This is a genomic window from Streptomyces sp. NPDC016677, assembly GCF_055562815.1.
Map to the genome: position 1 here is coordinate 706175 of NZ_JBVHEO010000002.1, position 25990 is coordinate 732164.

Below are 25990 nucleotides of genomic sequence, written 5' to 3' on the forward strand. Positions count from 1 at the left end.
GGCAGGTCTCAGAGGCTGGGCACGACGAGGTCCAGGCCGAAGAACGAACCGCCGTACAGCTCCCGCCCGATACGGGGGTTGAGCAGGGCGTGGCGGGCCGCGGTGTTGGCGTCGCGCCAGTACTGCTGCAGCGGGTTGGACTCGGCGAAGGCGGCGGCGCCGTGGGCCCACATCAGCTCGTCGAGGGCGAGGGTGACGAGGTTGACCGCCTGGCCGACGTCCCCGCGGATCCGGCGCAGTTCGCTCTCCGGGAGGTCCACGGCCGCGCGGGCGGCGTCGTCGATGACATCGGCGGCCCGGTTGACGTGCAGTTCGGCGGCGTCGATCGTCAGGGCGGTCTGGCCGAGCGCGGAGACGAAGGTCTGGGAGCCGGGCTGGCTGGTGTACGTGCTGGGCGCGATGGACCGGCCGGGCGCCCGGTCGACGACGAGGGCGAGCGCGGCCTGGCCGACGCCGACCACCACGGAGGCGCAGACGACGCCCATGGCCGCGATCGCGGCCGTCCGCAGCAGCGGGGGCAGGGTGGTGTCGGTGGCGTTCTCCCGTCCCCGCTGCCGCTCGGCCGGGATCACCCGGTGCCCGGGCACGAACGCGTCCCGGAGCACGACGGTGTGGCTGCCGGTGCCGCGCATGCCGACGGTGTGCCAGGTGTCCTGGACGGTCAGGTCGGCGGCGGGCACCAGCAGGGAGAGCCCGCCCACCGGCCGGCCGTCCCCGTCGACCTCCTTGGCGACCAGGATCGCCCAGTCGTCGTGCAGGATGCCGGTGGCGTACGGCCAGTTCCCGGTGAGCAGGAAGCCCCCGTCGGTACGGACCGCGGTGCCCGTGGCCGCGAAGACCGAGGCCAGTTTGGCGCCGGGGTCGCTCCCGAACACCTCGTCGCGGGCGGCCCGTGGGAACTTCGCGGCGAGCAGGTTCGACCCGTTGATGTTGTTGACCACCCACGAGGTGGACGGGCAGTGGTGGGACAGGGCCTTGGCGACCTCGCTCATGGTGCGGACGTCGGTCTCCAGGCCGCCGTAGGCGCTCTCGGTCCACAGCCTGCTCACCTGTGACTCGTCGATCGCGCGCACCGTGGCCTCGGGCAGCCGCCGCTCCCGCTCCCCCTCGGCGACGCCCTCCGCGAAGACCGGGCCGAACTTGTGGACCCGGCTCACCAGGTCGGCCCGGAGGTTCAGCAGTTCCGTTCGGTCGTTCGTCATGGTCACCAGTCCGGGCGCTCGGAGATGAGGTGGGTGTGGTCGTAGTAGTCCCGCCAGGCGCTGATCCGGCCGTCGCGCAGCTCGAACGCCGCCATCACCCTCAGGTTCAGCGCGATCGGGGTGCCGTCGGCGCGGAGCATGTTCTCGATCCGCTCGGCCAGGACGGTGTGACCGGTGGTGGCCAGGTGCCGGAAGCGGACCTCCAGCCGCGCGAAGTCGGCCGGCAGCAGTGCGAGGATCTCCTCCTTGCCCCGGCACACCGGGGCCCCCGGGTTCTCCCACACGCAGTCGTCGGTCAGGAAACCGTCCACGGTCTTCCTGACGTCGTCCGGGGTCGGCCCCATCCGGGTCAGGAAGTCCTGGACGACGCGTTCGGCGTCGGTGACGGGCATGGTCAGCTCCCGGTGGCGGTCGCGTCGGCGTGGCCGAGGATCCGGCGGAGCGCGGCGCCGAGTTCCTGGTCGACGCGCGGGCCCGCCTGCGCGCTGCGCCAGGCTATGTGCTGGTCCGGCCGTACCAGGACGGCGCCGTCGTCGCCGGTCCCGCGCACCGCGGTCCAGGTGCCGTCGGCGTCCCAGTAGTCCGCCGCGCCGGCCCGGCCGCCGACGGACACCACGGTGAGCGGCACCCCGAGGGTGTCCTCGGCCTGCTTCGCCGCGACCGCCCAGCACTCGCTCAGCGGTCCGGTGATCAGTACGAAGCCGGCCCGGCCGTCGACCAGGTCGTGGGTCGACACCCGGGTGTCGCCGTGCCGCAGCCAGGCGTGCGGCAGCCGGTGTCCCGGACGGGTCACCGGGTGGTACGTCGCGCCCGTGGGGTCCCGGGGCGGTGGCTCGGTGCCGTCGGGGACCACCGCGCCGGCCGGGTAGGAGTGGCCGAGTTCGATGTCGTGCGCCTGGTACTCGATGCGCTGGGTGCCGAACACCTCGCGCACCACGGTCCGCCGGGTCTGCCCCAGGGGGGTGTCGGCGAGGAGTTCGGCGAAGTTGGCCCGGGTGGCCTCGGGCCGGCCGTGGACCACGCCGAGGCTCGCGAAGAGCACGCCGTAGTTGAGCAGGCAGTTCATCGCCCAGCCGACGTTGCGCCGCGCGACGGGCAGCCGTTCCGCCTCGTAGGAGTCGAGGAGTGCCTCACCGGCCCGGCCGTCGAGCACGGCCCCGAGCTTCCAGGCGAGGTTGTGCGCGTCCTGGACGGCGGTGTTCAGGCCGCCCCCGGCGGCGGGCGGCTGCCGGTGCGCGGCGTCCCCGGCGAGGAAGACCCGGCCGACCCGGAAGGACCGGGCCACCACGGCCTCCGGCCGGTACTCGCTGACGTGGTGGACCCGTACGTCCACGTCTCCCGGCAGCTTGAGCAGTTCACGCACCCGTACGGCGATCGCCTCCGTGCCGAGGTCCGCCTCGGCGCCCGGCGGCACCCGGAAGTGCAGCGCCCACTCGTCGGAGGCCAGGCCCCAGCGGGGCCCGGTCGCCACCACGACGGAGACCTCGCCCTCGGGGCTGATGATGTGGGTCATCAGCACCTTGTCACCGGGCCACCAGCGCGACAGGTCGGCGCTGAAGTGGACGGAGATGATGGTGAAGCCGCCTCCCGCGCCGTCCATGGCCACGTCGAGCGTCTTGCCGACGCTCCGGCCGCCGTCGGCGCCGAGCAGGTAGCGGGCGCGTACGGTGCTCACCTCGCCGGTGGTCCGGTCGGTCACCCGCGCCGTGACGCCGTGCTCGTCCTGGGTGAAGCCGGTCATCTCGTGGTGGAAGAGCAGGCTGTCCGGGGCCCGTCGTTCCGCGTGCCGGCGCAGCAGCGGTTCCAGCCGGTGCTGCGGGAGGTTGGTCGACGGGCCCGTGCTGTCGACCGCGTACGGTCCGGTCGGGCTGCCGCCGCCGAAGGTCTCCATCCGGTGCAGTTCCCGGGCGTCCACCGGGCCGCCGCCGCCCAGCGAGGTGCTCCAGACGACCTCGCTCATGTGGTCCGGCGGGCAGCTGATCCCGTAGACGTCGTCGGCGATGCCGTACTGCCGGAAGATCTCCATGGTGCGCTGGTTCAGGTAGTGCGCCCGGGGCAGTACCGACGTCGACTCGCGCCGCTCCACCAGCAGGTGGCGCACGCCCGCGTCGGACAGGAAGACCGACGCGGCGAGTCCGCAGCCGCCGCCACCGACGACGAGGACGGGCACCTCTGTGTCACGCATTGCTTTCCCCTGGTCTCATCCCCTGGTCTCTTTCCCCTGGGTCGTGGGTCGTTCATGGCCGGCCGGTGTGTGCGCGCAGGGTGATGACGGCGGCCGGGCACCGCTCGGCCGCCGCCCGGACCGAGGCGTGGGCGTGCTCGGGCGGGGCCGCGTCCAGCAGGACGACCGTGCCGTCCTCGTCGCTCTGGTCGAAGACCTCCGGTGCGAGCGCGGCACAGTTGCCGACCGCGAGGCACCGGCTCTGGTCGGTCTCGACGCGCACGCCGCTCACCAGGCGACCGGCAGGCTGTTCACCCCGAAGACCAGGGCGTTGGTGCGGTAGTCCAGTTCCTCGTGCGGGACGGCGAGCCGCAGGGTGGGGAACCGCGCGAACAGGGCCGGCAGCGCGACCCGCAGCTCCATGCGCGCCAGTTGCTGGCCCAGGCACTGGTGCGGGCCGAAGCCGAAGGTGAGGTGGCGCTGCACGGGACGGCGGACGTCCAGCCGGTCCAGGTCCTGGTCCGCCGTGCCGAGGTCCCGGTTGGCGGCCAGGACGGACGCCACGACCCGCTCGCCCTCCTCGATCCGCTGGTCGCGCACGCAGATGGGGCCGGCCGCCTGGCGCGGCAGAATCGTGGCCGGGGCGCAGTACCGCAGCAGTTCCTCGACCGCCCCGTCGACCGCCTCGGGGTCGTCGCGGACCACCGCGAGCTGGTCGGGGTGCTGGAGCAGCAGGGCGACGGACGCCGACAGGGTGTTGGCGATCGTCTCGTGCCCGGCGATGAGCAGCATGTTGCCGATGCCGGCCAGTTCGCTGTCGGTGAGCTGGTCGCCGTACTCGCGTACCACCCGGCCCAGGACGTTGTCCCCGGGCTCCTCGCGGTGGCGGGCCACCAGCCCGGCCATGTAGGCCTCCATCTCGGCGGCCTTCTGCATCTGTGTCTCACGGCTGGAGCTGAAGTCCAGCGCGACCACGGTGCGCTGCTGGAACTCCTCGCGGTCGGCGTAGGGCACGCCCAGCAGTTCGCAGATGACGAGCGTCGGGATGGGGGTGCAGAAGAGCTGCACCAGGTCCGCGCCGTGCCCGGCCTCCCGCACCGCGTCCAGCGCGGAGTCGACGACCCCCTGGATCTGCGGCCGCAGCTCCCGGGCCCGCTTGGTGGTGAAGGAGCCGGTGAGCATGCGGCGCAGCCGGGTGTGTTCGGGTCCGTCGTAGCTCAGCAGGTTGCCCGCCTGGTACGGCATGGACCCGCCCATGCGCAGCTGGTCGTCGGCGAGCACGGTCTTGACGTCCTCGTACCGGGTGACGACGACCGCGTCGAAGGAGCCCAGCATCGGGCTGGGCACCTGGACCCGGCGCAGTTCCTCGTCCTTCTGCGCGTCGTACAGCTCCTGGACGGGAGCGAACGGGCAGCCGTCGGCCCGGCCCCCGATGGGGATCGCCGTGGACTCGGTCATGGGTCGGCCTTTCTGTTCAACGGGGGAAGACATCAAGAGGAAGACGTCAAGAAACGGACATCGAGAGACGGACATCGAGAGACGGACGTCGAGAGGGGTGTCAGAGCTGGCGGCCGAGGATGAACCCGGCGACCTCCAGGAACTCGCCGCGCACGTCGTCGGGGATCTCGGCGGTGGCCAGGCACGTCTCGGCCGCGGCGACCTGCCGGGCCGCCTCGTCCCGCGCCCAGTCCCGTCCCCCGGCCCGCTCCACGAGGTCGGCGACGCGCTCGACGGCGCGCTCGGTCAGCGGTTCGGGGCTCAGGTACAGGGCGCGCAGCTCCTCGCTGCCGGGCGCTTCGAGGGCCGCGACCACGGGCAGGGACTTCTTGCGGACCCGCAGGTCGGCGCCGATCTGTTTGCCGGCCCGGTCCGGGTCGCCCCAGATGCCCAGCAGGTCGTCGACGAGCTGGAAGGCGAGGCCGATGTGCTCACCGAAGGCGGCGAGCCGTTCGACCAGGGCCGGCTCGGCGCCGACCAGGTCGGCGCCGAGCGCGCAGGCGCAGCCGAGCAGCGCGCCCGTCTTGTCGCCGGCCATGCGCAGGCACTCGGTCAGGGTCACGTCGTCGCGCCGTTCGAACGCGACGTCGGAGGCCTGGCCGTCGATCATCCGCTGGGTGGCGGCCATCAGGGACACGGTGGCGGAGCGGGCCCCCGCGCCGGGCGCGGCCAGCAGCACGGAGGTGGCCGCGGTGGCCATCGCGTCGCCGGCCAGGATGGCGTTGGGCGCCCCGAAGACCGTCCAGGCGGTGGCCCGGCCCCGGCGGGTGCGGTCGCCGTCCATGATGTCGTCGTGCAGCAGGGAGAAGTTGTGCACCAGCTCCACGGCGAGCGCGGCGGGCAGCCCGTCCGCGGCGGACGCTCCCGCCGCCCGCGCCGACAGCAGGGCCAGGGTGGGGCGGACCATCTTCCCGCCCCAGCTGCCGGTGGGGCGGCCCTCGGCGTCGGTCCATCCGAAGTGGTACTGGGCGATCCGGCTCATCTCCGGCCCCAGGTGGGCGCGGACGGCGTCGCGCAGGGCGGGGCCGAGCATCGTACGGCCGGTGTCGAGCACGGGGGATTCGCCGCGGACCGGGGTCGTCGTCATGAGCCCCACCGGCCACCCGCGAGGCGGACCGGGAGCCGGGCCGGGAGGTGGACCGGGAGCCGGGCCGGGAGGTGGACCGGGAGCCGGGCCGGGAGTCGGGGAACCGTCCGGGACCGGTCCGCTCGGGGACGGTCCGGGGGCGTACTGGCGTGTCGCATGCTGCACCTTCGTCGGCTGGAGGTGGTCACGGCGTGGGCAGGTCACGGGAGGTGGGCCGGGCGGTGCCCAGCAGGGCCCGCCGCAGGACCCGCGGGTCGGTGAGCAGGGTGCGGGGCGGGGCCAGCAGGAAGAGGACGTCGCGGTTGGCGGCGCACACCACCGGATCGCTCGGCACGTGGTCGCGCACCCGGCCGAGGTAGCCGTTGAGCAGCCGGGCGAGCGGGCCGGTGCGCACCGCGTTGCCGGTGGCGCCCGGCATGGGGCTGTCCGCGCCCGTCGCCACCTCCCAGGCGGAGCGGGAGGAGCGCAGCACCGCCCGTTGCAGGGCGTGCGCCGAGGGGGCGAGGGGGCCGGCCAGTTCGTTCCTGACGGCGACCGCGTTCAGGGCCGCCGCGGACAGGCCCTGTCCGTAGACGGGGTTGAGCGCGCAGGCCGCGTCCCCGACGACGAGCAGTCCGGTGCTGTCCCGGCCCAGCCGGTCGTAGCGGCGGCGCCGGTTGGCGGTGTGCCGGTAGCCCACGGGCCGGGCGAGCGGGCGGGCGGTGCTCAGCCACTTGTGGACGGCGGGGTGCGGCAGCAGTCCGGCGTAGTCGACGAAGCCCTCGGGGTCGGTGGGCGGCGTCCGGTCGCGCGGCCCGGAGAGGGTGACCATCCAGCGGTCGTCCTCGGCGGGCAGGACGATCGCGCCGAACGGCTGCCCGGCGTCGGGCACGATGTAGAAGCCCTTGAGGTCCGCGTCCGGGTCGTCGGCGTGGAAGACGCAGGTGGCGTACGCCCGTCCGGTCTCCACCACCTCTTCGGCGGGGGCCCGGCCGCCCAGGTCGGTCAGCCACTGGGGGGTGCGGCTGGCCCGTCCGGTGGCGTCCACCACGAGGTCGGCCGTCAGTTCCCGCCGCGAGTGGTGGTCGCCGCCGCGGTCCCGGACGGTGACGCCGGTGATGTGTCCCGGGCGGCCGAGCAGGCCCGTCGCCTCCACCCCCGTCCGCACTTCGATACGGGGGTCGGACACGATCCGGCCGCGGACGCGGTGTTCCAGGAGAGGGCGGGAGGGAGTCATGATCGGCTGGGACGGGTTGCGGCGGGATATCCACTGCTCCGCCTGCCACACCCCGAGGTCCCCCGGCACCGCGAGCCGTGGCGCGCCCGCCTCGGTCAGCTCGGGCAGCAGCCCCGGCAGCAGTTCGTCCAGGGCGCGCATGCCGCTGGTGAGCAGGACATGGGTGTGGCGTGACTGCGGTACCCCCGCGCGGGGTGCGGGGCCGGCCTCGTAGTGGTCGCGTTCGAGTACGGTGACCCGTTCCGCGTGGTCCGCGAGGACGTGCGCGGTGAGCAGCCCCGCCACACTGCCGCCCATGACGACCACGTGCCCCAGGGAGGGGCGGGCGGACGGCGCCGACGACGCGGGCAGCGGCCGGGGGTGGGGGGTGCCCTCGGAGTCCGGGCGGGCCTGGGAGGCGGCGGGCCGCTCGGGTTCCGGTGTGCCGTCCAGGCGGGCGGCCAGGAAGCCGGCGCCGGAGGTCTGGCCCGTGCCGGGCAGTCCGCCGAGCATGTGGCCGACCATCTCCAGGTGGGTGGTCCGCCACCGCCGTACGGCGTCGTCCAGCTCGCCGAGCAGCCGGGCCTCCTGCGGCGTACGGTCCCCACCGCCGTTCTTCGTCAGCCGCCTGACCCGGGTGAACAACTCCCGGAACTGCTCCGAGTCCAGTCCGCTCGCCGTGCCGAACCGGTCCCGGAACCGCAGGAAGTCCTCCCGGCGCAGCGCGTGGCGCAGCAGCGTCAGCTGCCCCGTCAGGGCGTCCATCAGCCGTATCACGCGCTCCAGCCGGTCGGCGAGGCACTGCGGTCCGCACGGGGCGGGCTCGATGTGTCTGAGGTCGACGAGGGCCTGGCTGAGCAGGGTCTCGGACGCCTGGTGGACGACGATGAAGAGCCGTTCGCTGTCGCTCAGGTCCCGCTGTTCCGCCGGGGTGAGCGGCTGCTGCAAGGAGAGCAGTTCGTCGAGACGCAGGTACGACGCGTAGGTCGGGGAGGACATGAGGCCAACTCCTCGGGGTGATTCCGCGCTACACCAGACGGCCGGGCACGGTGAGGTCCATCAGCGCGTCCCGGTGCACGCCGGGCGGCAGGGCCTGGAGCGCCGCCGCGGCCATCCGCACATGACGGTGCGACACCTCACGGGCCGCCGCCGTGCCGTCGTAGGCGTGGACCAGTTCCGCCATGGCCTCGTAGCGCTCGTCGACGGGTACGGAGACATCGGCGAGCAGCCGCTCGATCCGCCGCCGCCGTTCGGCGGTGGCCCGTTCGTGGGCGAGCAGCACCGGCAGGGTGGGCCGGCCGTTGCGGACGTCGGAGATGTTCGGCTTGCCCGCGCGCGTTCCGTCGTAGGCCATCAGGTCGTCGCGTATCTGGTACGCGATGCCCAGTTGGTCGCTGTACTCGCTGAACGCCTTCAGGGCCGTGTCGTCGGCCCCGCCGAGGGTGGCTCCGACGCCACAGGCCATCCACAGCAGGGCGCCGCTCTTGTCCGCGATCATGTCGAGGTAGGTGTCGACGGAGCAGATGCCCCGGCTCATCCGGATCTCCCGCAGGGCCGCGTCCCCGATCCGCAGTCCGGCCCTGGCCAGCACGGTCAGCGCCCGGGCGACCCGGGCCGGGGAGGCGCCGGCCTCCTGGCACTCGGCGAGGGCGGCGAAGCCGTGGAAGAACAGTCCGTCCCCGCCGACGATCGCCGCCGACGGCCCGAACACCGTGTGCGCGGCCGGCTTGCTGCGCCGTTCCCCGTCGCTGTCGATGATGTCGTCGTGCATCATCGCGCCGACCTGCACACACTCCACACCCACCGCCGCGGGGAGGACGGTGGCGATGTCCCCTCCCACCGCGAGACTGGACCGGATGGCCAGCCAGGGGCCCATCATCTTGCCGAAGGGCATCAGCCCGTACCGCACCAGTTCGTCGAGTCCCGAAACGTCGTGCGGCCATCGGTTCTCGACCTCGGCCCGCACGATGTGCGCCACCTCGGGATCAGCGACCTGAGGCACATCGATGTCGGTCATGAACACGACGTTAGGCAGGCCCCATCAGGGCTGTCGTCACCGGCGGCCGGCCTCGGCCCGAGTGGTCCCCGGGGATGGCATCTTTGACCCGGAACCCGGTCCGGACCTGACCCGACCGGGGCGGGACGGGCCGGAACCGGGGCCCGGAGGGGCCGGAACCGGGGCCGGGGAGGGGGCCCGGAGCTGGGCCCGGAGCTGGGGCCGGAACCGGGGCCGGCGAGGGTGCCGGAACCGGAACCCGGCTCCGGCACCCGGCCGCGCGCCCGCGCTCAGGTCGCCGTCTGCGTCAGCCTCCCGGCCAGGCTGGCCGCGGCCAGTTCGACCCGGGACCGGCAGCCGGTGCGGGCGAACAGACGGGTCAGGTGGTTCTCCACGGTCTTCTCGCTGATCTCCAGGCGCAGCGCGATCTGCCGGTTGGTCAGGCCCTCGCCGATCAGCTCGATGACGCGCCGTTCGGTGACCGCCAGTGCCTCCCGCCGGCCGGGGGCGCGCGGCGCGGGGACCCCTCGTTCGCGGGTCACCGCGCGGACGCGTTCCAGCACCGTGGAGGCGCCGCACCGGGTGGCCAGCGTGTGGGCCTCGCGCAGCCAGGGCCGCGGGTCCTCGGCGAACCGCGCGATGACCAGGCACGACGCCAGCAGCGACGGCAGGTCGCCCCGCTCCCGGGTGAGGTCGGTGGCCAGCCGGAGCCGGTGTTCGTCGCGGTACACCAGGCCGCGCGCCAGCAAGAGGGCCTCCCGCGCCACCGTATCGGCCTCGTCGGGCAGCAGCTCCAGCTCCTGGAGCAGGTCCGCCGCGCCGTCCCGGTCACCGGCGAACGCGGCGATCCGGACCGCCCGGGTCAGCAGGAGGTGCAGGCCCTCGGGCAGTCCGGCCAGACGCAGCCGCCGGCTCACCCGCAGGGCCAGCCGGGCCGCCCGCCGGTCGTCTCCGGCGCGGCTGAGCACACCGGTCCGTACCCAGGTACGCATCACGGCGATGCCGGGGACCGGCACCACGTCGGCCAGCCACTGGGCCGCCTGCCGCGACTCGCCGCGGGCGGCGTACATCTCGGCGGCCAGCAGCCGGGCCGCGTGGTGCACCAACGTGGCTTCCGTGTAGGACAGTTCGAGTTCCCGTACGGCGGACATGGCCCGGGTCCAGTCGGCACTCGTGTAACCGTGCACCACCCGCTGGTACACGGCGAGCACCCCGGTCAGGGGGGCGCGGTGGTGGGCGCTGAGGACGAGATGGGTGACGGTGCCGACATCGATCGTCGGCCCCGTGGGGTGCGGGTGGCCCGGTCCCGGGGCGGAGCCCGCCCGGCCGGAGCGGCGCCAGGTCCGCTCGTAGGCGCCGGGATCACCGCTCATCGCGGTGCTCAGCAGGGCCATGCGTTCGGCCGGGTCGTGGGGGTCCGCCGCCGTCTCGGCCGTTCCGCACGGCACGGGCTCCCGGCCGGGCGCCGTCGGACGGCCGAACCACCACAGCCCGAATCCGGCCCGCTCCCGGCCGGTGACCCCGTGGTCCAGCAACGACCGCACCGCGCCCTCGGCGGGCGGGCGGCCGGAGTGCAGGGAGATCAGGACCGCGGCGAGGTGGATCCGGGCCAGGGTGCCCGGGGCGCAGCCCTGTTCCGCGTACTGGGTGAGCACGTCGCCCAGCAGCTCGTACCGGCCCGTCCGGGCGGCCAGACGCATCAGCCTGTTCAGCGTGCGGGAGTGCTCCGGTTCGTCCGGGGACATGCGGCGCAGCGCGGCCACGCACCACCGGGCGGCGTGCTCCGGCTGCTCCGGCTCGGCCTCCGCGGCCCGGTCGAGCAGCCAGCCGACCATCCGCGGTTCGAGTACGACGGCCGCTCCGCCGCGGGCGATGTGGTCGGCGAGCACCACCGGGTCGACCTCGTCGCCCCGCCGGTGCCGGGACAGCAGCCGCTCGGCGACCGCCGCGTGCAGGGCGGCGCCGCCGTCACCGCCCGCGAGGCCGACGGCCCAGGCCGCCAGGGCGGGGCACCGGCAGCTCAGCCGGCCCGCCGGGTCGGCGACCAGCACCTGCGCGTCGATGAGCCGGTCGAGCAGGCGACCGCAGTCGTCGAGCCGGGCGCCGGTCACTTCGGCGAGCAGCGGCAGATCGTCGACGTTCATGCCGTCCCACACGGCGACCCAGTACAGCAGCCGCGCCGCCGGGTCGCCCAGGGCCGCGACCCGGCGCACCAGGTGGTGGTCGGCGGGCAGGTGGACCGGTTCGGCCGGCCTGCTCAGGCACAGCCGGCCGCGGAAGAGGGTCAGCCGGCCGCGCCGGCGCAGATCGGCGAGGGTGCCCAGCAGGGTGCCGGGGTTGCCGAACAGCGGTCCCAGAGCCGTGCGCAGGAGGTCCGGCACGGACTCGTCGAGGCGTGCCCCGTGTACGCGGCGGGCCAGGGACTCCGCGACGTCGTCGGCCAGCGGTCCGAGCGTCATCACCTGGTCGGCCGCGGCCAGCAGTTCGGCGGTCCCCGGAGCGTGTTCGGCGCTCTCGTCGCAGGTGGCCAGCACCAGGCAGCCGGCCCGGCGGGCCGCGGTGAGCACGGGGGCGGGCTCGGCGACCGCGTGCGCGTCGTCGACGAGCAGCGCGGTACGGCCCTGGCCGCCGATCCGGTCGAAGAGGGCGCCCAGCGCGGTGACGACGGCCGGGGTCCAGCCGCCGGTGCCCTGTCCCGCCGCGTCGCTCAGCCGGGCCACCGTGCCGAGCGCGTCGCCGTGCCCGGCCTCCGGGAACCGCTCGAACCGGTCGCGCACGGCGCGCACCAGCGGCACGAGGGCGAACGCGTCGTCGCCGCGGCTGTCCGGGCCGGCGCCCGGGCGCACCGGCAGGACGCGCACCCCGGCCCCGCGCAGCAACCGCTCCGCCTCGTCCAGCAGCGCGGTCCTGCCGATGCCGGCCGGTCCCGAGATGACGACCAGGCCGCCACCGTCTGCCCCCGACACCGCGCGCAACGCCGCCAGTTCCTGGTCCCTGCCCCGGATCATGGCACGTGCTCGGGCCACTGCGGGCCTCCTCTCGTGACACCTGTGACGCCGTGTGCCGCCGGGTGCGGCGCGGGCTCCCCGGGCCACCGTCCTTGGGGGGCCTGATGTCCGGGAGGCGTCCGAGACGGCTCGTCCCGCACTCAACTGCCCGTCGAGGACGCGATTGTAACGTTCGGAAGTGCTACCGGACGGGGCGCGCTGGGCATACTGGTTCGGTGATCAACTACTGGCTCGGCGTGGCCTGTTCGGACCAGCCGGCGCAGCCGCTGTTCGGCCGTGGCACCTCCGTCGCGCGCGTCGTCGACATCGCCACCTCACGCGACGCCGCCCCACTGGTCCTGGTCACCGGCCCGACCGGGATCGGGCGCGGCGCGGTGCTGGCCGCCGTCCGGGACGAGCTGACCGCGCGGGACGTCACCACCCTGACCCTGCGGGTGGCGCGCGCCGAGCGCGACCGCCCGTTCTCCCTGGTGTCCCGGCTGGCCGCCGAACTCACCGCGGCGAACCCGGGCGGCGACGCCAGACGCACGGCGAAGGGCGCGGCCCCGGGGCCGGGCCGGGACGCCGGGCGCCGGCTGGCCGCCGAGCTGCGGGCGGCCGTCACCGCCTGCGACAAGCTCACCGTCCTCGTCGACGACGCCCAGTGGACCGACCCGGACTCCCATGCCGTACTGCTGCCGCTGGTCCGCGCGCTGGCGGGGGGACCGGTCACGTTCGTCTGCGCGCTCCGCCCCTCACCGGCCGACCCGGCGGGCGGGCGGGCCGCGCTGGACCAGCTGTGCGCCGCCGGTCTCGTCGAGGCGGTGCCGCTGCGTCCGCTGCGCGAGTCCGAGGTCCGCGCCCTGGTCACCCAGCACCTGCAGGCCAAGCCGTCGGCGTCGCTGCTCGGGTACCTGCGCCGGGAGTGCCGCGGCAGGCCCGCCGCCGTGCTCACCGCCCTGGCGGGGCACCGCAGGAGCGGCTCGCTGCGGGTCTTCGACCGGCACGCCTACCTCACGGCGTATGACCAGCCGCCCTCACTGCCGTCCGACCTGCCGCCGGTGGAGTACCTGAAGCAACTGGGCGGGCGGGTCTGGCCGGTGGCCAAGGCGATGGCCGTACTGCATCCGCTGGGCTCCGCCGCGATCGGGCTGGCCGGCGAGGCGGTGGGCGCGACGGAGGACGAGGTCCGCGCGGCCCTGGCCGAGCTGTACGCCGAGGGGGCGCTGCGGCACGGGACCGGGCCGGACCACTGGAGGTTCCGGGTACCGCTGCTCGCGTCCGCGCTGATCACCTGTCTCGGGCCGTACGAGCGGCGCAGGCTCGCCCAGCTGGCGGTCACCGCGATCTGGGCGGGCACCGCCGTCGCGGACGACCGGTACCTCGCGGAACAACTGGTCGCCGCGGGCCGTTTCGTGGACTCCGGGCGGGCGTCGGTCGAGCTGCTCGCCCTGGGCACCGCCGCCATGCTGGACGACGGGTACCACGCGGAGCGCTGGCTGCGCGCCGCCCTCGACCTGATCGCCGAGCCGGAGCGGCGCGCCCGGGCGCTGGTCGCGCACGCCTCGACCTGTCTGATCCATCTGCGGTACGGCGAGGCGCTGGAGAGCGCGTGGACGGTCATGTCCGAGTACGCCGGCCTGGTCTCCCCCGAGGCCCTGCTCGAAATGGAACTGGTCTACGTGGCCTCGCTCGGCGGGACCTCGGACATGGCGGCGCTCGCCGAGATCTGTGACGGCGGCTGGCGCTCACTGCCGGGCAGGGAGGGGCATCGGGCCCTCACCCGCTGCATCGCGCTGTGCCATCTCGACCGCTGGCGGGAAGCGGAAGAGCACCTGGAGGCCCAGCGGCACACCTGGAGCCGTGACAACGATGTCGTCGCCGCGTTGGGGCTGCTGTTCAGCGAGTGCATCCAGGCGGTCCTCGGCAGGACCGAGCTGTTCGAGCGGGCCGTCGCCGCGCCGACCCGGTGGCCCCTGTGGGCGGAAGGGGAGCGGCACCGCTTCGAGCGGCTGTCGCAGCTGGCCCGGGTACTGATGCTGCTCGGCGACCCGGACCGGGCGGAGAAGGTGCTGGCGATGCACCGACTGCCCTCCGCCTACCGGCCCGTACCCGACCGGGTGGTCGCGGACAGCCAGAGCGGGCACTGGGACCGGGCGCTCGGGCTGGCCCGGGAGAGTCTGGCCGTCGGGCTGTCGATCGGCGACCTGCCCACCCACACCGTGATGTGCCGGGAGACGAGCGCCATCCTCGGTGCGCGCGGCCGGCTGGCCGGGGCGCGGGAGGTGATCGAGCGGGCGCGGACCGTGCAGCCCGTGATGCTCCATCTGCTGGCCGTGCCGGAGTCGTACCTGGAGCGCGCCCTGGGCGCGACCGACCGGGCCGACCAGCTCGTCACCGACGCGCTCGCCGTGGCCGCCGAGCGCGGTCTGGTCGTCGGCACGGACGACCTGTGGCTGCTGCGGGCCGAGTCGGAGCTGGCGGCGGGCGACCTGGCGGCGGCGGGGCGGTGCGCGGACGAGGCGCGCAAGGTCGCCGAGCTGCTCGGCACCGGCCGGGCCCGGCTGTCCCACCTGCTCACCGCCGCCGTGGTGCACCACGACCGCGAGTCCGCGACCGCCGCGGTACGGCTCGCGCGCAAGCGCGCACAGCCGCTGGAGCGGGCCGACACGCTCGCCGTGGTGGTCCGGTACGGCCTGGCGGATCCGTCGTTGCTGCACGAGGCGTACGCGCTGTACGGCGACCTGGACGCGCTGCTGCGCAGGGCACAGCTGCGGAACCTGATGCGCGCCCACAAGGTCGCCGTGCCGGGCCGGAGCCTCACCATCGCCGAGAACGAGCGGCTGCTGGCCGTCCTGGTCACCGAGGGGCTGACCAACCGGGAACTGGCGGTCGCCCTCGGCTGCAGCGAGAAGAGCGTGGAGAGCCGGCTGGGCAGGCTCTTCAAACGCACCGGGTTCCGTTCGCGGGTCGAACTCGCCTCCGCGATGCTGACCGGTGAGTACGCTGCCTGACACGGGTTCCCGGCCGGGCTCCTGTCCCCGCGAAGGCTTGCCCAGGCAAGTGATTCCGCTTGCCTGGGCAAGTAATGGGGTTCATGAACACCGAGTCACCCTGGCTCGACGATGACGAGCAGGCCCTGTGGCAGGCGCTCCTCACCGTCGCCATCGCCCTCCCCGCGGCCCTCGACCGTCAGCTGCAGCGCGCGTCGGGCATCTCCAGCTTCGAGTACGGGGTGCCGGCCCGGCTCTCCACGGCCGACGAGCACACCATGCGCCTCAGCGACCTCGCCCGGGACTGCGACAGCACCCAGCCCCGTCTGTCCAAGGTGATGGACCGCTTCGAGTCCCGCGACTGGGTCGGCCGGCGGCCCGATCCCGGAGACGGCCGGTACACCCTCGCCACCCTCACCGACACAGGCTGGCAGAAGCTCGCCGAGGCGGCGCCCGGACACGTCGCGGAGGTCAAGCGGCTCGTCTTCGATCCGCTCACCGCCGCCCAGCGCCGCCACCTCGGCACCGCGCTCCCCCGCATCGCCGCCACCGTGCGCCGGGAACTCGACCTCTGAGCACCGCGAAGGCCACCTCGGGGGCACGGCCCGCGGTCAAGGGCGGCCGGCGCCCCGGCTGCCCCCCCCCGCTGATCTCCGACCGGTCCCCGAGAGCGCGGTGGGACAGAGGACGGTGCCCGCGACGAGGGGGCAGGGGCGGGGCCGGAGTGTGCGCACGTCATGAGCCCATGAGGGACGGGCCGGGGGAGGGCCTGCGGGAATCGGCCGGTCAGGGGGGCGGGGCCTTGGCGGGGAGCACCTCGCGCCCCTGCCGCGCGGCGCGGGTGACGCTCTCGCCGACGAAGTCGAGGAAGCGGGCGATGTCCTCCAGGCGCGGCGCTCACTCAGGCGTCGGCCCGGCCGTCCGGAGGGGACGCCGGTCCGCCCGCCCGGCCCGGACGCATGTCGTCGGGGTCCCCTCCACCGTGACCGCACCGACCCCGGGTGACCCGGCGGCCGGGCAGGCCCGTGAGGCGTCCGTCCCGCCGGCCTCCGCCGTGGCCCCGGCGTTCACTCAGGGGGTTCCGGGCCGTCCTCCGCCGCGGTGGCGAGCCGGGTGAGCCACTCGCCCAGCAGCAGGTACTCCCCCGGTGTGAAGCGCTGGTCCGCGTCGTCGAGCAGGGCCTTGAGGGCGACGGCGTGCCGGGCGCGACGGGCGGCCCGCGTGTCCGTGGACGGCTCGTCCTCCGGGCCGGCGACCAGCGCCGCGAGCACGGCCTCGCGCGTACGCTCCGAAAGGCCCTCGTGGTCGGCGAGCCGGCCCGCCGCGTCGGCGCCGATCAGGGTGACCGTGACCCCGACGCACGCGGCGTGGATCATCGCCGCCGCCTCTTCGACACCCGCCCGCAGCCGGCCGGTCTCGGCGACCCGGGTGACGAGCCGCAGCAGCAGGTCGCCGGCCTGACCGGTCACCGAGGAGCCGGCGCCGGGGCGCGCGTCGGTGTTGAGCAGCCGGTAGAGAGCCGGGTTGGCGAGACCGAACGCCACATGCGTGGCCCAGCCGCGGCGCAGCTGGTCGATGGGGTCGCCCGTGGTGAGGTTCGCCTGCTTGGCCGCCAGGTAGGAGGCGTATCCCCGGCGGGCCACCTCGTCGAGCAGCCCCTGCATGTCTCCGAAGTGCCGGTAGATCGTCTGCGCCTGTACGCCCGCGGCGGCGCTCACGGCGCGGGTGGAGACCGCCTCGCGTCCACCGCCGGCGAGCAGGTCCGCCGCTGCCTGGAGGATGCGCTCGCGCGGCTGGGGTGTGGGGTCGGTGAACGCCATGAATCGATGATAACGCTTGACCCGCATCACTGCTGTGTTATCGTCGATGTGTCATGTGATGCATCAGTGATCCACCCAGGTCGCGCCGTGTCCGTGCGCACGGACAGCGACGCCGGCGCGGGCGACCGGTCCCGGACCAACGACAACCTCACCCTCACCGCACGGTGCCCGTTCCCGGTCGCGCCACCCCGTCCGCCGTCCCCGTTCGTCTCGGACGAGGACGGCCCCGCCGGTCCCACCCCGATCCACCGCGCCGCACCGAGCCGGGGAACGCCAGATCCTTCCGTCACGTCCCGCCAGGAGGCACAGACCCATGTCCGACACCGAGGAGCACGAACGCCCAGCCGACGACCACAGCCGCCGCAGCGTGCTCAAGGCCGGTGCCGTCGGCGCCGTCGCCGTGGCCGCGCCGGGCGGCCTGACGACGATCGCGGCCGGCGGCGCGTCCGGCGCGGAGCACGCGTTACCGTCCCCGGCCCCGACGGCCGAGGTGACCCTGCACGTCAACGGCGTGGAACGCCGCGTCGCGGTCGAGGCACGGGTCACCTTGCTGGACGCGCTGCGTGAGCGTCTCGGACTGACCGGGGCGAAGAAGGGCTGCGACCGCGGTGAGTGCGGCGCCTGCACCGTCCTCGTCGAGGGCGAGCGGGTCACGTCGTGCATGACCCTGGCGGTCATGGAGGACGGCCGGGAGATCACCACGGTCGAGGGCCTGGCCCGCGGGGACGAACTGCACCCCGTGCAGGAGGCCTTCATCCGGCGCGACGCCTTCCAGTGCGGCTTCTGCACGTCGGGGCAGATCATGTCGGCCGTCGCCTGCGTCCGCGAGGGGCACGCCGGCTCGGACGCCGAAATCCGGGAGTGGATGAGCGGCAACCTGTGCCGGTGCGGCTGTTATCCGAACATCGTCGACGCGGTGCGGGACGCCGCGAAGGGACACGGGAAGTGAAGCTCTTCGACTACACGCGCACGTCGCGCGCCTCCGACGCCGTCGACCTGGTCGCGGGCCGTCCCACGGGCGCGTTCATCGCCGGCGGCACCGACGTGACCAACCTGATGAAGGACGGCGTCCTCGCCCCGGACCTGGTCGTGGACGTGGGCCGGCTGGACCTGGCGGACATCGGCATGAGCGAGGGGCGGCTGCGCATCGGGGCGACGGCCCGCATGGGGGACGTCGCCGGCCACCCCGTGGTCCGGGAGCGATTCCCCGTCGTCTCCGAGGCCCTGCTGGCCTCCGCCTCCCCCCAGGTGCGCAACCGGGCCACCATCGGCGGGAACCTCATGCAACGCACCCGCTGCTGGTACTACCGGGACCCCGGCAGCGCCTGCAACAAACGCGTGCCCGGCAGCGGCTGCCCGGCCCTGGACGGACAGAACCGGTGGCACGCCGTCCACGGCGGCAGCGACCACTGCATCGCCGTCCACCCGTCCGACCTGGCCGTCTCGCTCACCGCCCTGGACGCCACCGTGGTCACCCTCGGACCGGACGGCCGACGGTCCGTCCCGATCGGGGACCTCTACCGCCTGCCCGGGTCCACGCCGGACCGGGAGACCACGCTGCGGCACGGCGAGCTCATCACCGCCGTCGACATCCCCGTGAGCCGCCTCGCGGCCGGCTCGCGCTACCTCAAGCTGCGCGACCGCGCCTCGTTCGAGTTCGCCGTGGTCTCCGTCGCCGCCGCCCTCACCCGGGAGCGCGGAGTCGTCAGTGACGTCCGGCTCGCCTTCGGCGGCATCGCCCCCCGGCCGTGGCGTTCACCCGGGGCCGAGGAGGCCCTGCGCGGCCGCCCCCTGACCCGCGCCACCATCGCGGCGGCCGGCCGGGCCCTGGCCGACGGCGCCCGGCCCCGCGAGCACAACGCGTTCAAGGTCGAGCTGGTGCAGCGTGCCCTGGCCGACATCCTCGAAGACCTCGGAGGCCCGGAATGAGCCCGATCGTCGGCAGCCCTCTCGCCCGGGTCGACGGCCGCGCCAAGGTCACCGGCGCGGCCACCTACACCGCGGACACCGAGATCCGCGGGGCGCTGCACGGCTTCCTCGTGCTGAGCACGGTCGCCAACGGGCGCGTCACCGGCATCGACGTGCGGAACGCCGAGCGCTCTCCCGGCGTGGTCGCCGTCTTCACCCACCGCAACATGCCCGATCTGACCCTGCCCACCGGGCAGGGAACGGTCTACTGGAAGCGCGTCGTCCCCCTGCAGGGCACCGAGATCCACCACAGCGGCCAGCCCGTGGCCTACGTCGTGGCCGAGAACCTGGAACAGGCCCAGCACGCCGCGTCGCTCGTCGAGGTCTCCTACGACGCCCGCGCGCCCCGCGCCGGCCTGGCCGAGGCCATGGACGAAGCCTATGTGCCCGAGCCGGGCCTGAAGGGCCCCAACGACATCACCCGCGGCGACCCCGAGGCCGGCCTGGCACAGGCCGACGTGCGCGTCGACGTCACCTGCACGACGCCCATGCACCACCACAACGCCCTGGAGCCGTCCGCCACGATCGCCGTGTGGAGCGGCGACAAGCTGACGGTGTACGAGACCGCGCAGGGCATCAACGCCACCAAGGCCACCGTGGCCGCGGCGCTCGGAGTACCCCCCGCCGACGTGCGCGTGCTGTCCCGGTTCCTGGGCGGCGGCTTCGGGGCGAAAGGTCCGGTGTGGCCGCACACCCTGATCACCGCCGCGATAGCCCGCGAGGTGGGGCGCCCGGTCAAGCTGGTGCTCTCCCGCGCCCACACCTACACCTCGCACGGCCACCGCCCCGAGACGTACCAGCGGCTCAGGATCGGGGCGAAGCGGGACGGCACGCTCACCGCCATCGAACACGTCACCACGTCCCAGGTCAGCCGCACCGAGGACCTGCTGTTCAACACCAGCGAGCCGACCCGCATGCTGTACGCCTGCCCCAACGTGCGGGTGACCCAGCGGGCGGTGCGGCTCCACCTGCCCGCGCCGAGCATGATGCGGTCACCGGAAGCCGTCGCCTCGCACGGCCTGGAGACGGCGCTCGACGAACTGAGCTACGCCCTGGGCATGGACCCCGTCGAACTCCGGCTGCGCAACTACGCCGCGGACAACCCCGACGAGGACGGCGCCCCCTTCGGCAGCAAGCACCTGGCGGAGTGCTACCGCCGGGGCGCGGACGCGTTCGGCTGGAGCAGGCGCGATCCGCGCCCGCGGTCGATGCGCGAGGGCGACACCCTGATCGGCTGGGGCATGGCGACCGCCGCGCACACGGCCGGCGGAAGACCGGGAGCGGGCGCCCGCGTGGTGATCTCCACCGGGGGCAGGGCGACGGTCCAGGTCGCCACCCACGACATCGGAACCGGCACCTACACCGTGATGTCCCAGGTGGCCGCGCAGGTCCTGGGCCTGGGCGTCGACGACGTGGACTTCGAACTCGGCGACACCGCCTACCCGTTCGCCTTCGTCTCCGCCGCGTCCGCGACGGTCCCCGGGGTCGGCGCCGCCGTCAACCGGGCCTGCGCCACGGCCCGCCGGACGCTGACCGGCATCGCCGTCGCGGACCCGCGCTCCCCCCTGTACGGCCTCCCGGCCGACCGGATCACCGTCGAGGACGGAGTCCTCCACGACACCGACCGGCACACCCGCCGCGACACCGTCCGCGCGGTCGTCGCCCGGCACGGCGCGCCCGTCGAGGCCACCGCCGACCCCGTCGCCATTCCCCCCGGTTACTCCACCGGCGCGTGCTTCGCGGAAGTACGCGTCGATCCCCGGCTCGGACGGGTCCGCGTCACCCGTATGCACGGGTTCTTCGACGCCGGCCGGGTACTCAACCGCAGAACGCTGCGCAGCCAGGGGATGGGCGGCGCGGTCTGGGCCGTCGGCTTCACCCTGTCCGAGCACACCCTGGTCGACCCGCACCTGGGGCGGATCGTCAACCCCAATCTGTCGGGCTACCTGGTGCCGGTCAACGCCGACATCCCCGAGGTGCGGATGGGCTTCGTGGACGAGCCCGACCCGGCGAACGCCGACTCGCTCGGCGCGCGCGGGTTCGGCGAGACCCCGATGACCGGGATGACCGCCGCCATCGGCAACGCCGTCTACCACGCCACCGGACGCCGTGTCCGCGACCTGCCCATCACCCAGGACAAGATCCTCGGGGAGGGGGGAGCCTGACGGACGGCACGGGGCGACGGCTCCACCGGCGGGGGGGGGCCGGCCACACGGACGGCCTCACCCCCCGTCGAACTGACCTGTGGGGGTGATGTCACCGGGCCCGGGAGGTGCCGTCGGAGACGCTGATGAGAGGTCCGGCCACCGTCCGCTCCGGACCACCGGCACACCGGCCTGACCTGGTATTCACTTCGACCCGCTGACCCGGTCAAGGACGCCAGATCCGCCGCTGGTCCCCACTGGTCCCCGGGAATGATCAAGGGCCGGTTTCGGATCTCTCCGAAACCGGCCCTGACCTGCGACTGTCTCCAGTCGGGACGACAGGATTTGAACCTGCGACCCCTTGACCCCCAGTCAAGTGCGCTACCAAGCTGCGCCACGTCCCGATGCGGTCGCGCACGGCGTTCCGTGCGATCACGCGGTCAATACCTTACCGCACCCCCCGGGGTGCCCCGGAAACGGCACCGGCGCGGCACAATCGGCGCATGGACAGCGCATCCGCCGACCGGGGCCGGGACCGCGACGACGAGGGCAGGGCGCGCAACGCCCGGCCGAGGGACGGGCTCGGCAGGCCCCTGCCGTACGGCGCGGACGGGGTGCCCCGGCAGCCCGAGGGCGTGGTGCGGGCGCCCGAGGAGACGGTCGTGGAGGCACAGCGGCTGCTGGACGAGGGGAAGCCGTTCCACGCGCACGAGGTGTTCGAGGACGCCTGGAAGTCGGGTCCGGAGGAGGACCGGGAGCTGTGGCGGGGCCTGGCGCAGCTCGCGGTGGGGCTGACGCACGCGGCCCGCGGCAACGTCACGGGCGGGCCCCGGCTGCTGCGGCGCGGCGCCGGTGCCGTCGAGGTGTGGGCGGCCGGGACCTCGCGGCGGCGGCCGTACGGGATCGACCTCGCCTCGGTCGCCGGGTGGGCGCGGCAACTGGCCGGGGACGTGGAGCGTGGCGGCACACCCGTGGACGCGGCGGCACGCGCACCCCGGCTGCGCGGCTGAACGGGCGTACGGCAGACTCGGGGCGTGCGGAAGATCCATGTCATCGGTATCGGCGCGGGCGACCCCGAGCAGCTCACCCTCCAGGCGGTGCGGGCGATGCGGGGCACCGACGTGTTCTTCGTCCTGGACAAGGGCGAGGTGAAGGCCGACCTCACGCGGCTGCGCCACGACATGCTCCAGGCGCATGTGCCGCGGGGGACGTACCGCGTCGTCGAGGCGCGGGATCCGGAACGGGACCGGGCGGCGGGCGGCAGCGCCTACTCCCCCGCCGTCGAGGACTGGCGCGCCGCCCGCGCCGACGTCTACGAGCGGCTGATCGCCGAGGAACTGGGCGAGGACGAGACCGGCGCGTTCCTGGTGTGGGGCGACCCCGCGCTGTACGACAGCACGCTGGGCATCCTGGAGGAGGTGCTGGAGCGGGGGTCGGTGGAGTTCGGCTACGAGGTCGTCCCGGGGATCAGCAGTGTCTCGGCGCTGGCCGCCCGGCACCGCACCGGGCTGAACCGGGTCGCCCGGCCGGTGCAGATCACCACCGGGCGGCGGCTGGCCGAGGAGGGCTTCCCCGACGGGGTGGACGACGTGGTGGTGATGCTGGACGCCCGGCAGGCCTTCCGGGCCTGTGCCGGCCAGGACGTCCACATCTACTGGGGTGCCTATCTCGGCACGCCCGACGAGATCCTCGACTCCGGTCCGGTCGCCGAGGCGGCGCCGCGGATCGAGCGGCTGCGCGCCGAGGCCCGGGAGCGCAAGGGCTGGATCATGGACACGTATCTGCTGCGCCGCGCCCCCGGCGGCAGGTAGGGGCACCCGGCCGGACCGGGTTCGCGTGCGCGGCCGGGCCGGCGATGTGATCGTGGCCGTGTGACCGTCGCCGAGGAGAGCCCGCGGACCGCCGCCGCCCAGCCGCCGGTACTGGACCCGCGGCGGCGCAACGTCGTCTTCGTCACGATCGTGCTGGGCATGCTGCTCGCGGCCCTGGACCAGACGATCGTCGGCACCGCCCTGCCGACGATCGTCTCGGACCTCGGCGGGGCCGAGCACATGTCCTGGGTGGTCACCTCCTATCTGCTCGCCGAAACCGTGGCGACGGTGCTGGTCGGCAAGTTCGGCGACCTGTTCGGACGCAAGATCGTCTTTCAGGTCTCGGCGGTCGTGTTCATCGTGGGTTCGTTCCTGTGCGGTCTGGCCACGAACATGACCCTGCTGATCGTCTGGCGGGCGATGCAGGGGGTGGGCGCGGGCGGGCTGATGGTGACCGCGATGGCGCTGATCGCCGACGTGATCCCGCTGCGCGAGCGCGGCAAGTACCAGGGCGCCATCGGGGCCGTGTTCGGCGTGGCCACCGTCGTCGGGCCGCTGCTCGGCGGGCTGTTCACCGACCATCTGTCCTGGCGGTGGGCGTTCTACGTCAACGTCCCCATCGCGGTCGTGGTCGTGCTCGCCGCCGCCCGCACCATTCCGGTGGTGAGGTCGGCGCTCCGGCCGGTCATCGACTATCTGGGCATCGCGCTGGTCGCGATCGGCGCGAGCGCGCTGATCCTGGCCACCAGCTGGGGCGGCAACCAGTACGCCTGGGGCTCCCCGGTGATCATCGGGCTGTTCGCGGGCGGGGTGGCGGCGCTCGCCCTGTTCTGCTGGGCGGAGAGCCGGGCGGCCGAGCCGATGCTGCCCATGCGGCTGTTCGCCAACCCGGTGTTCACGGTCTGCTCGGTCCTCAGCTTCATCGTCGGCTTCGCCATGCTCGGGGCGATGACGTACCTGCCGAGTTACCTCCAGTACGTCGACGGCGACTCGGCCACGGTCTCGGGGGTGCGGACGCTGCCGATGGTGATCGGGCTGCTCGCCTTCTCCATCCTCAGCGGCACCGTGGTCAGCCGGACGGGGCGGTACCGGCTGTTCCCGATCGCCGGTGCCCTGGTGATGGCGCTCGGCCTGTACCTGATGTCCCTGATGGGCCCGGACACCGGCGCGGCGCTGGAGTCGCTGTACATGTTCGTGCTCGGCGCCGGCATCGGGCTGTGCATGCAGGTGCTGGTCATCGCCGTGCAGAACACCGTCGAGTACGCCGAACTGGGCACCGCCACCTCGGGCGTGACCTTCTTCCGTACGCTCGGCTCCTCCTTCGGCACCGCCGTCTTCGGCACGATCTACGCCAACTCCCTCACCCCCAACCTGCGGGACGGGATCGCCTCCGCGGCGGCGACCGGGGCAGCCGATCCGGCCACGATCAGCCGGGCGGCGACCAGCCCGGAGGGGGTGCACGGGCTGCCGTCCGAGGCGGCCTCGCCGATCATCGGCGCCTACGCGGACACCATCCAGACCGTCTTCCTGTGGACGGTGCCGGTCGCGGGCCTCGGCTTCGTCGTCGCCCTGTTCCTCAGACAGGTGCGGTTGCGTGACAGCGCGCGGGCCGGGTCGACCGACATGGGCGAGGGCTTCGCCTCACCGAACGACACCGACTCCCGGCGGGTCCTCGAAGCGTCCGTGGGGAAGATCATCGGCGGTACCCGGCTGGACACCGCGCGCCGCATCATCGCGGACAGCGACACCCGGCTGGACGTCGCGGGCGCGTGGGCGGTGATGCAGGTCGAACTGTTCACACGGCTGGTCGGGCACGCCAGTCTCGGTCTGATCGCCACGCGTCACCGGGTGCCGCCGGAGGTGCTGCTGCCGGTGTTCGACCGGATGGTGGACGAGGGGTATCTGACCCGCGACGGCTCGCTGCTCTCGCACACCGGGGCGGGCGCCCGTGAGGCCGCGGTGATCGCGCGGGCCTGGACGACGTGGCTGGAGGACCGGGTGGCGGGGGACATCGGCCGTCCCGGTGACGCCGAGATCCGGGCGGCGGTCGACGCGATCGCCAAGCGGCTGCTGGTGGAGGACCTGAGCAGCGGGCTGCCGCAGCGGGTACGGCGGCCGGCCGGCGCGACGGCGGGCCGCTGACCTCCGGGTCCAGGGCCTGTCGTGCGGATCACGCCGCGGACGCGTGGTCTGGCACGCCCATCTGCGGCGTCGTCGCCGGTCCTCGACTCCCTCCCCCGCCTTGCAGCCGCACGCACCAGACCCCGCCGGCCGGCATCGACCGGGCACCGCACCCTCCCCGCGGCCTGGTCCAAGCGCGCCCTAGCGCAGCAGCAGTTGCAGGCCGCCGAGGACCGTCGCCGCGATGACGAGCCGCTCGAAGAGTTTCTGGTTGATCCGGTTCACCGCCCACTTGCCGAGCAGCGCGCCGGGCACCACGAACACGACGAGCGCGGCGTCGAGCAGCAGCGAGTACCCGTCGATCAGGCCGAGCCCCACGCTGAACGGCAGTTTGGAGACGTTGACGATCAGGAAGAAGAAGGCGGAGGTGCCGAGGAAGCCCAGCTTCCGGAATCCCGCGGAGAGCAGGTACATCGACATCACCGGGCCGCCCGCGTTGGCGACCATGGTGGTGAAGCCGCCCAGCACACCGTACGAGCGGGCCTTGAGCCGGCCGGCCCGGGTCGCGGTGCCCTCCTGCGGCCGCTCCCGCTGACCGGCCGTCCGCCGCCGCCACACCGTCACCGCGGCCATCACCAGCAGGATGACGCCGATCGACGTCCGTACCGCCCCGTCGCCGGCCCGCATCAGGAAGAGGGTGCCGGCGACCACCCCCGCGCCGACCGCCGGGAACAGCCGCCACAGCGTGGGCCAGTGCGCGTGCCGCCGGTAGGTGAGCACGGCCAGCACGTCCCCGGCGATCAGCACCGGCAGCAGGACGCCGGTGGAGGCGCGGGCGGGCAGCAGCGCCGCGAAGATCGCGAGGCTGACGGTGTTGGCGCCGCTCACGGCCGTCTTGGAGAACCCGACGAGCAGGGCCGCGAGGGCGAGCGCCGCGAACTCCCAGCCGGTGAGGTGCCAGTGCGTCATCATGTCCATTACGAGGACAGATGGTATGCGCAGCCG

The 25990-nt window shown here is 74.0% G+C and carries 19 protein-coding genes, 1 tRNA gene and 1 pseudogene; 8 read left to right on the forward strand and 13 right to left on the reverse strand.

What is annotated here, in order from left to right:
* Positions 1-8 precede the first annotated feature (8 nt).
* From ACZ3IG_RS08505 to ACZ3IG_RS08545, 9 genes are all read right to left on the reverse strand, one after another.
* Complete coding sequence (locus ACZ3IG_RS08505; RefSeq protein ID WP_467430150.1) at positions 9-1202, reverse strand: acyl-CoA dehydrogenase family protein; 1194 nt, start codon at positions 1200-1202, stop codon at positions 9-11.
* Positions 1203-1204: 2 nt separating this feature from the next.
* Complete coding sequence (locus tag ACZ3IG_RS08510; protein WP_467430151.1) at positions 1205-1594, reverse strand: limonene-1,2-epoxide hydrolase family protein; 390 nt, start codon at positions 1592-1594, stop codon at positions 1205-1207.
* Positions 1595-1596: 2 nt separating this feature from the next.
* A complete protein-coding gene (locus tag ACZ3IG_RS08515) occupies positions 1597-3387 on the reverse strand; it encodes an FAD-dependent monooxygenase (RefSeq protein ID WP_467430153.1) in 1791 nt (596 codons plus the stop codon).
* Positions 3388-3439: 52 nt separating this feature from the next.
* Complete coding sequence (locus ACZ3IG_RS08520; RefSeq protein WP_467430154.1) at positions 3440-3649, reverse strand: ferredoxin; 210 nt, start codon at positions 3647-3649, stop codon at positions 3440-3442.
* A 5-nt stretch (positions 3650-3654) separates the two neighbouring features.
* The gene (locus tag ACZ3IG_RS08525) at positions 3655-4824 is read right to left on the reverse strand and encodes a cytochrome P450 (protein WP_467430156.1); all 1170 of its coding nucleotides are present in this window, start codon (positions 4822-4824) and stop codon (positions 3655-3657) included.
* 100 nt (positions 4825-4924) lie between these two features.
* Positions 4925-5950 (reverse strand): polyprenyl synthetase family protein, encoded by a 1026-nt coding sequence (locus tag ACZ3IG_RS08530; protein ID WP_467430158.1) that lies wholly within the window; start codon positions 5948-5950, stop codon positions 4925-4927.
* A gap of 184 nt (positions 5951-6134) precedes the next feature.
* Positions 6135-8144: a tryptophan 2,3-dioxygenase family protein gene (locus ACZ3IG_RS08535; protein WP_467430161.1), complete on the reverse strand. Its 2010-nt coding sequence runs from the start codon at positions 8142-8144 to the stop codon at positions 6135-6137.
* 28 nt (positions 8145-8172) lie between these two features.
* Entirely contained in the window at positions 8173-9162 is a 990-nt protein-coding gene (locus ACZ3IG_RS08540; protein ID WP_467430163.1) for a polyprenyl synthetase family protein, read from the reverse strand.
* A 269-nt stretch (positions 9163-9431) separates the two neighbouring features.
* Entirely contained in the window at positions 9432-12167 is a 2736-nt protein-coding gene (locus ACZ3IG_RS08545) for a LuxR C-terminal-related transcriptional regulator (RefSeq protein WP_467430165.1), read from the reverse strand.
* Between the two features lie 197 nt (positions 12168-12364).
* Here ACZ3IG_RS08545 and ACZ3IG_RS08550 point away from each other — a divergent pair, with 197 nt between their 5' ends.
* Entirely contained in the window at positions 12365-15142 is a 2778-nt protein-coding gene (locus tag ACZ3IG_RS08550) for an AAA family ATPase (protein WP_467430167.1), read from the forward strand.
* 83 nt (positions 15143-15225) lie between these two features.
* Entirely contained in the window at positions 15226-15696 is a 471-nt protein-coding gene (locus tag ACZ3IG_RS08555; RefSeq protein ID WP_467430168.1) for a MarR family winged helix-turn-helix transcriptional regulator, read from the forward strand.
* 211 nt (positions 15697-15907) lie between these two features.
* Here the strand turns inward: ACZ3IG_RS08555 and ACZ3IG_RS08560 are convergent.
* Together ACZ3IG_RS08560 and ACZ3IG_RS08565 are read right to left on the reverse strand one after the other, a co-directional pair.
* Positions 15908-16018: pseudogene (locus ACZ3IG_RS08560) on the reverse strand (MarR family transcriptional regulator); the annotation flags it as partial.
* Positions 16019-16188: 170 nt separating this feature from the next.
* Positions 16189-16941: a TetR/AcrR family transcriptional regulator gene (locus ACZ3IG_RS08565; RefSeq protein WP_467430170.1), complete on the reverse strand. Its 753-nt coding sequence runs from the start codon at positions 16939-16941 to the stop codon at positions 16189-16191.
* A 313-nt stretch (positions 16942-17254) separates the two neighbouring features.
* Here ACZ3IG_RS08565 and ACZ3IG_RS08570 point away from each other — a divergent pair, with 313 nt between their 5' ends.
* From ACZ3IG_RS08570 to ACZ3IG_RS08580, 3 genes are read left to right on the forward strand one after another with little or no spacing between them, the layout of a single operon-like run.
* Entirely contained in the window at positions 17255-17890 is a 636-nt protein-coding gene (locus ACZ3IG_RS08570; protein WP_467430172.1) for a (2Fe-2S)-binding protein, read from the forward strand.
* Positions 17887-18870 carry an FAD binding domain-containing protein gene (locus ACZ3IG_RS08575; protein WP_467430175.1) on the forward strand — a complete coding sequence of 328 codons (984 nt, stop codon included), beginning with the start codon at positions 17887-17889 and terminating at the stop codon, positions 18868-18870. The genes ACZ3IG_RS08570 and ACZ3IG_RS08575 overlap by 4 nt, the downstream gene beginning before the upstream one ends.
* The gene (locus ACZ3IG_RS08580) at positions 18867-21074 is read left to right on the forward strand and encodes a xanthine dehydrogenase family protein molybdopterin-binding subunit (protein ID WP_467430177.1); all 2208 of its coding nucleotides are present in this window, start codon (positions 18867-18869) and stop codon (positions 21072-21074) included. The genes ACZ3IG_RS08575 and ACZ3IG_RS08580 overlap by 4 nt, the downstream gene beginning before the upstream one ends.
* A gap of 309 nt (positions 21075-21383) precedes the next feature.
* Here ACZ3IG_RS08580 and ACZ3IG_RS08585 read toward each other — a convergent pair.
* Positions 21384-21457: transfer RNA gene (locus ACZ3IG_RS08585), tRNA-Pro, on the reverse strand.
* Between the two features lie 99 nt (positions 21458-21556).
* Between ACZ3IG_RS08585 and ACZ3IG_RS08590 the strand changes: the two genes are divergently transcribed.
* Genes ACZ3IG_RS08590 through ACZ3IG_RS08600 form a run of 3 tightly spaced genes read left to right on the forward strand, consistent with a single transcriptional unit; the run spans position 21557 to position 25006 of the window.
* The gene (locus ACZ3IG_RS08590; RefSeq protein WP_467430178.1) at positions 21557-22063 is read left to right on the forward strand and encodes a DUF309 domain-containing protein; all 507 of its coding nucleotides are present in this window, start codon (positions 21557-21559) and stop codon (positions 22061-22063) included.
* A 24-nt stretch (positions 22064-22087) separates the two neighbouring features.
* Positions 22088-22864 (forward strand): precorrin-6A synthase (deacetylating), encoded by a 777-nt coding sequence (cobF, locus tag ACZ3IG_RS08595; RefSeq protein ID WP_467430180.1) that lies wholly within the window; start codon positions 22088-22090, stop codon positions 22862-22864.
* A gap of 60 nt (positions 22865-22924) precedes the next feature.
* On the forward strand, positions 22925-25006 hold the full coding sequence (locus ACZ3IG_RS08600) for an MDR family MFS transporter (RefSeq protein ID WP_467430182.1): 2082 nt from the start codon (positions 22925-22927) through the stop codon (positions 25004-25006).
* A 180-nt stretch (positions 25007-25186) separates the two neighbouring features.
* Here ACZ3IG_RS08600 and ACZ3IG_RS08605 read toward each other — a convergent pair whose 3' ends face one another.
* Positions 25187-25963: a sulfite exporter TauE/SafE family protein gene (locus ACZ3IG_RS08605; RefSeq protein WP_467430183.1), complete on the reverse strand. Its 777-nt coding sequence runs from the start codon at positions 25961-25963 to the stop codon at positions 25187-25189.
* Between the last annotated feature and the right edge of the window lie 27 nt (positions 25964-25990).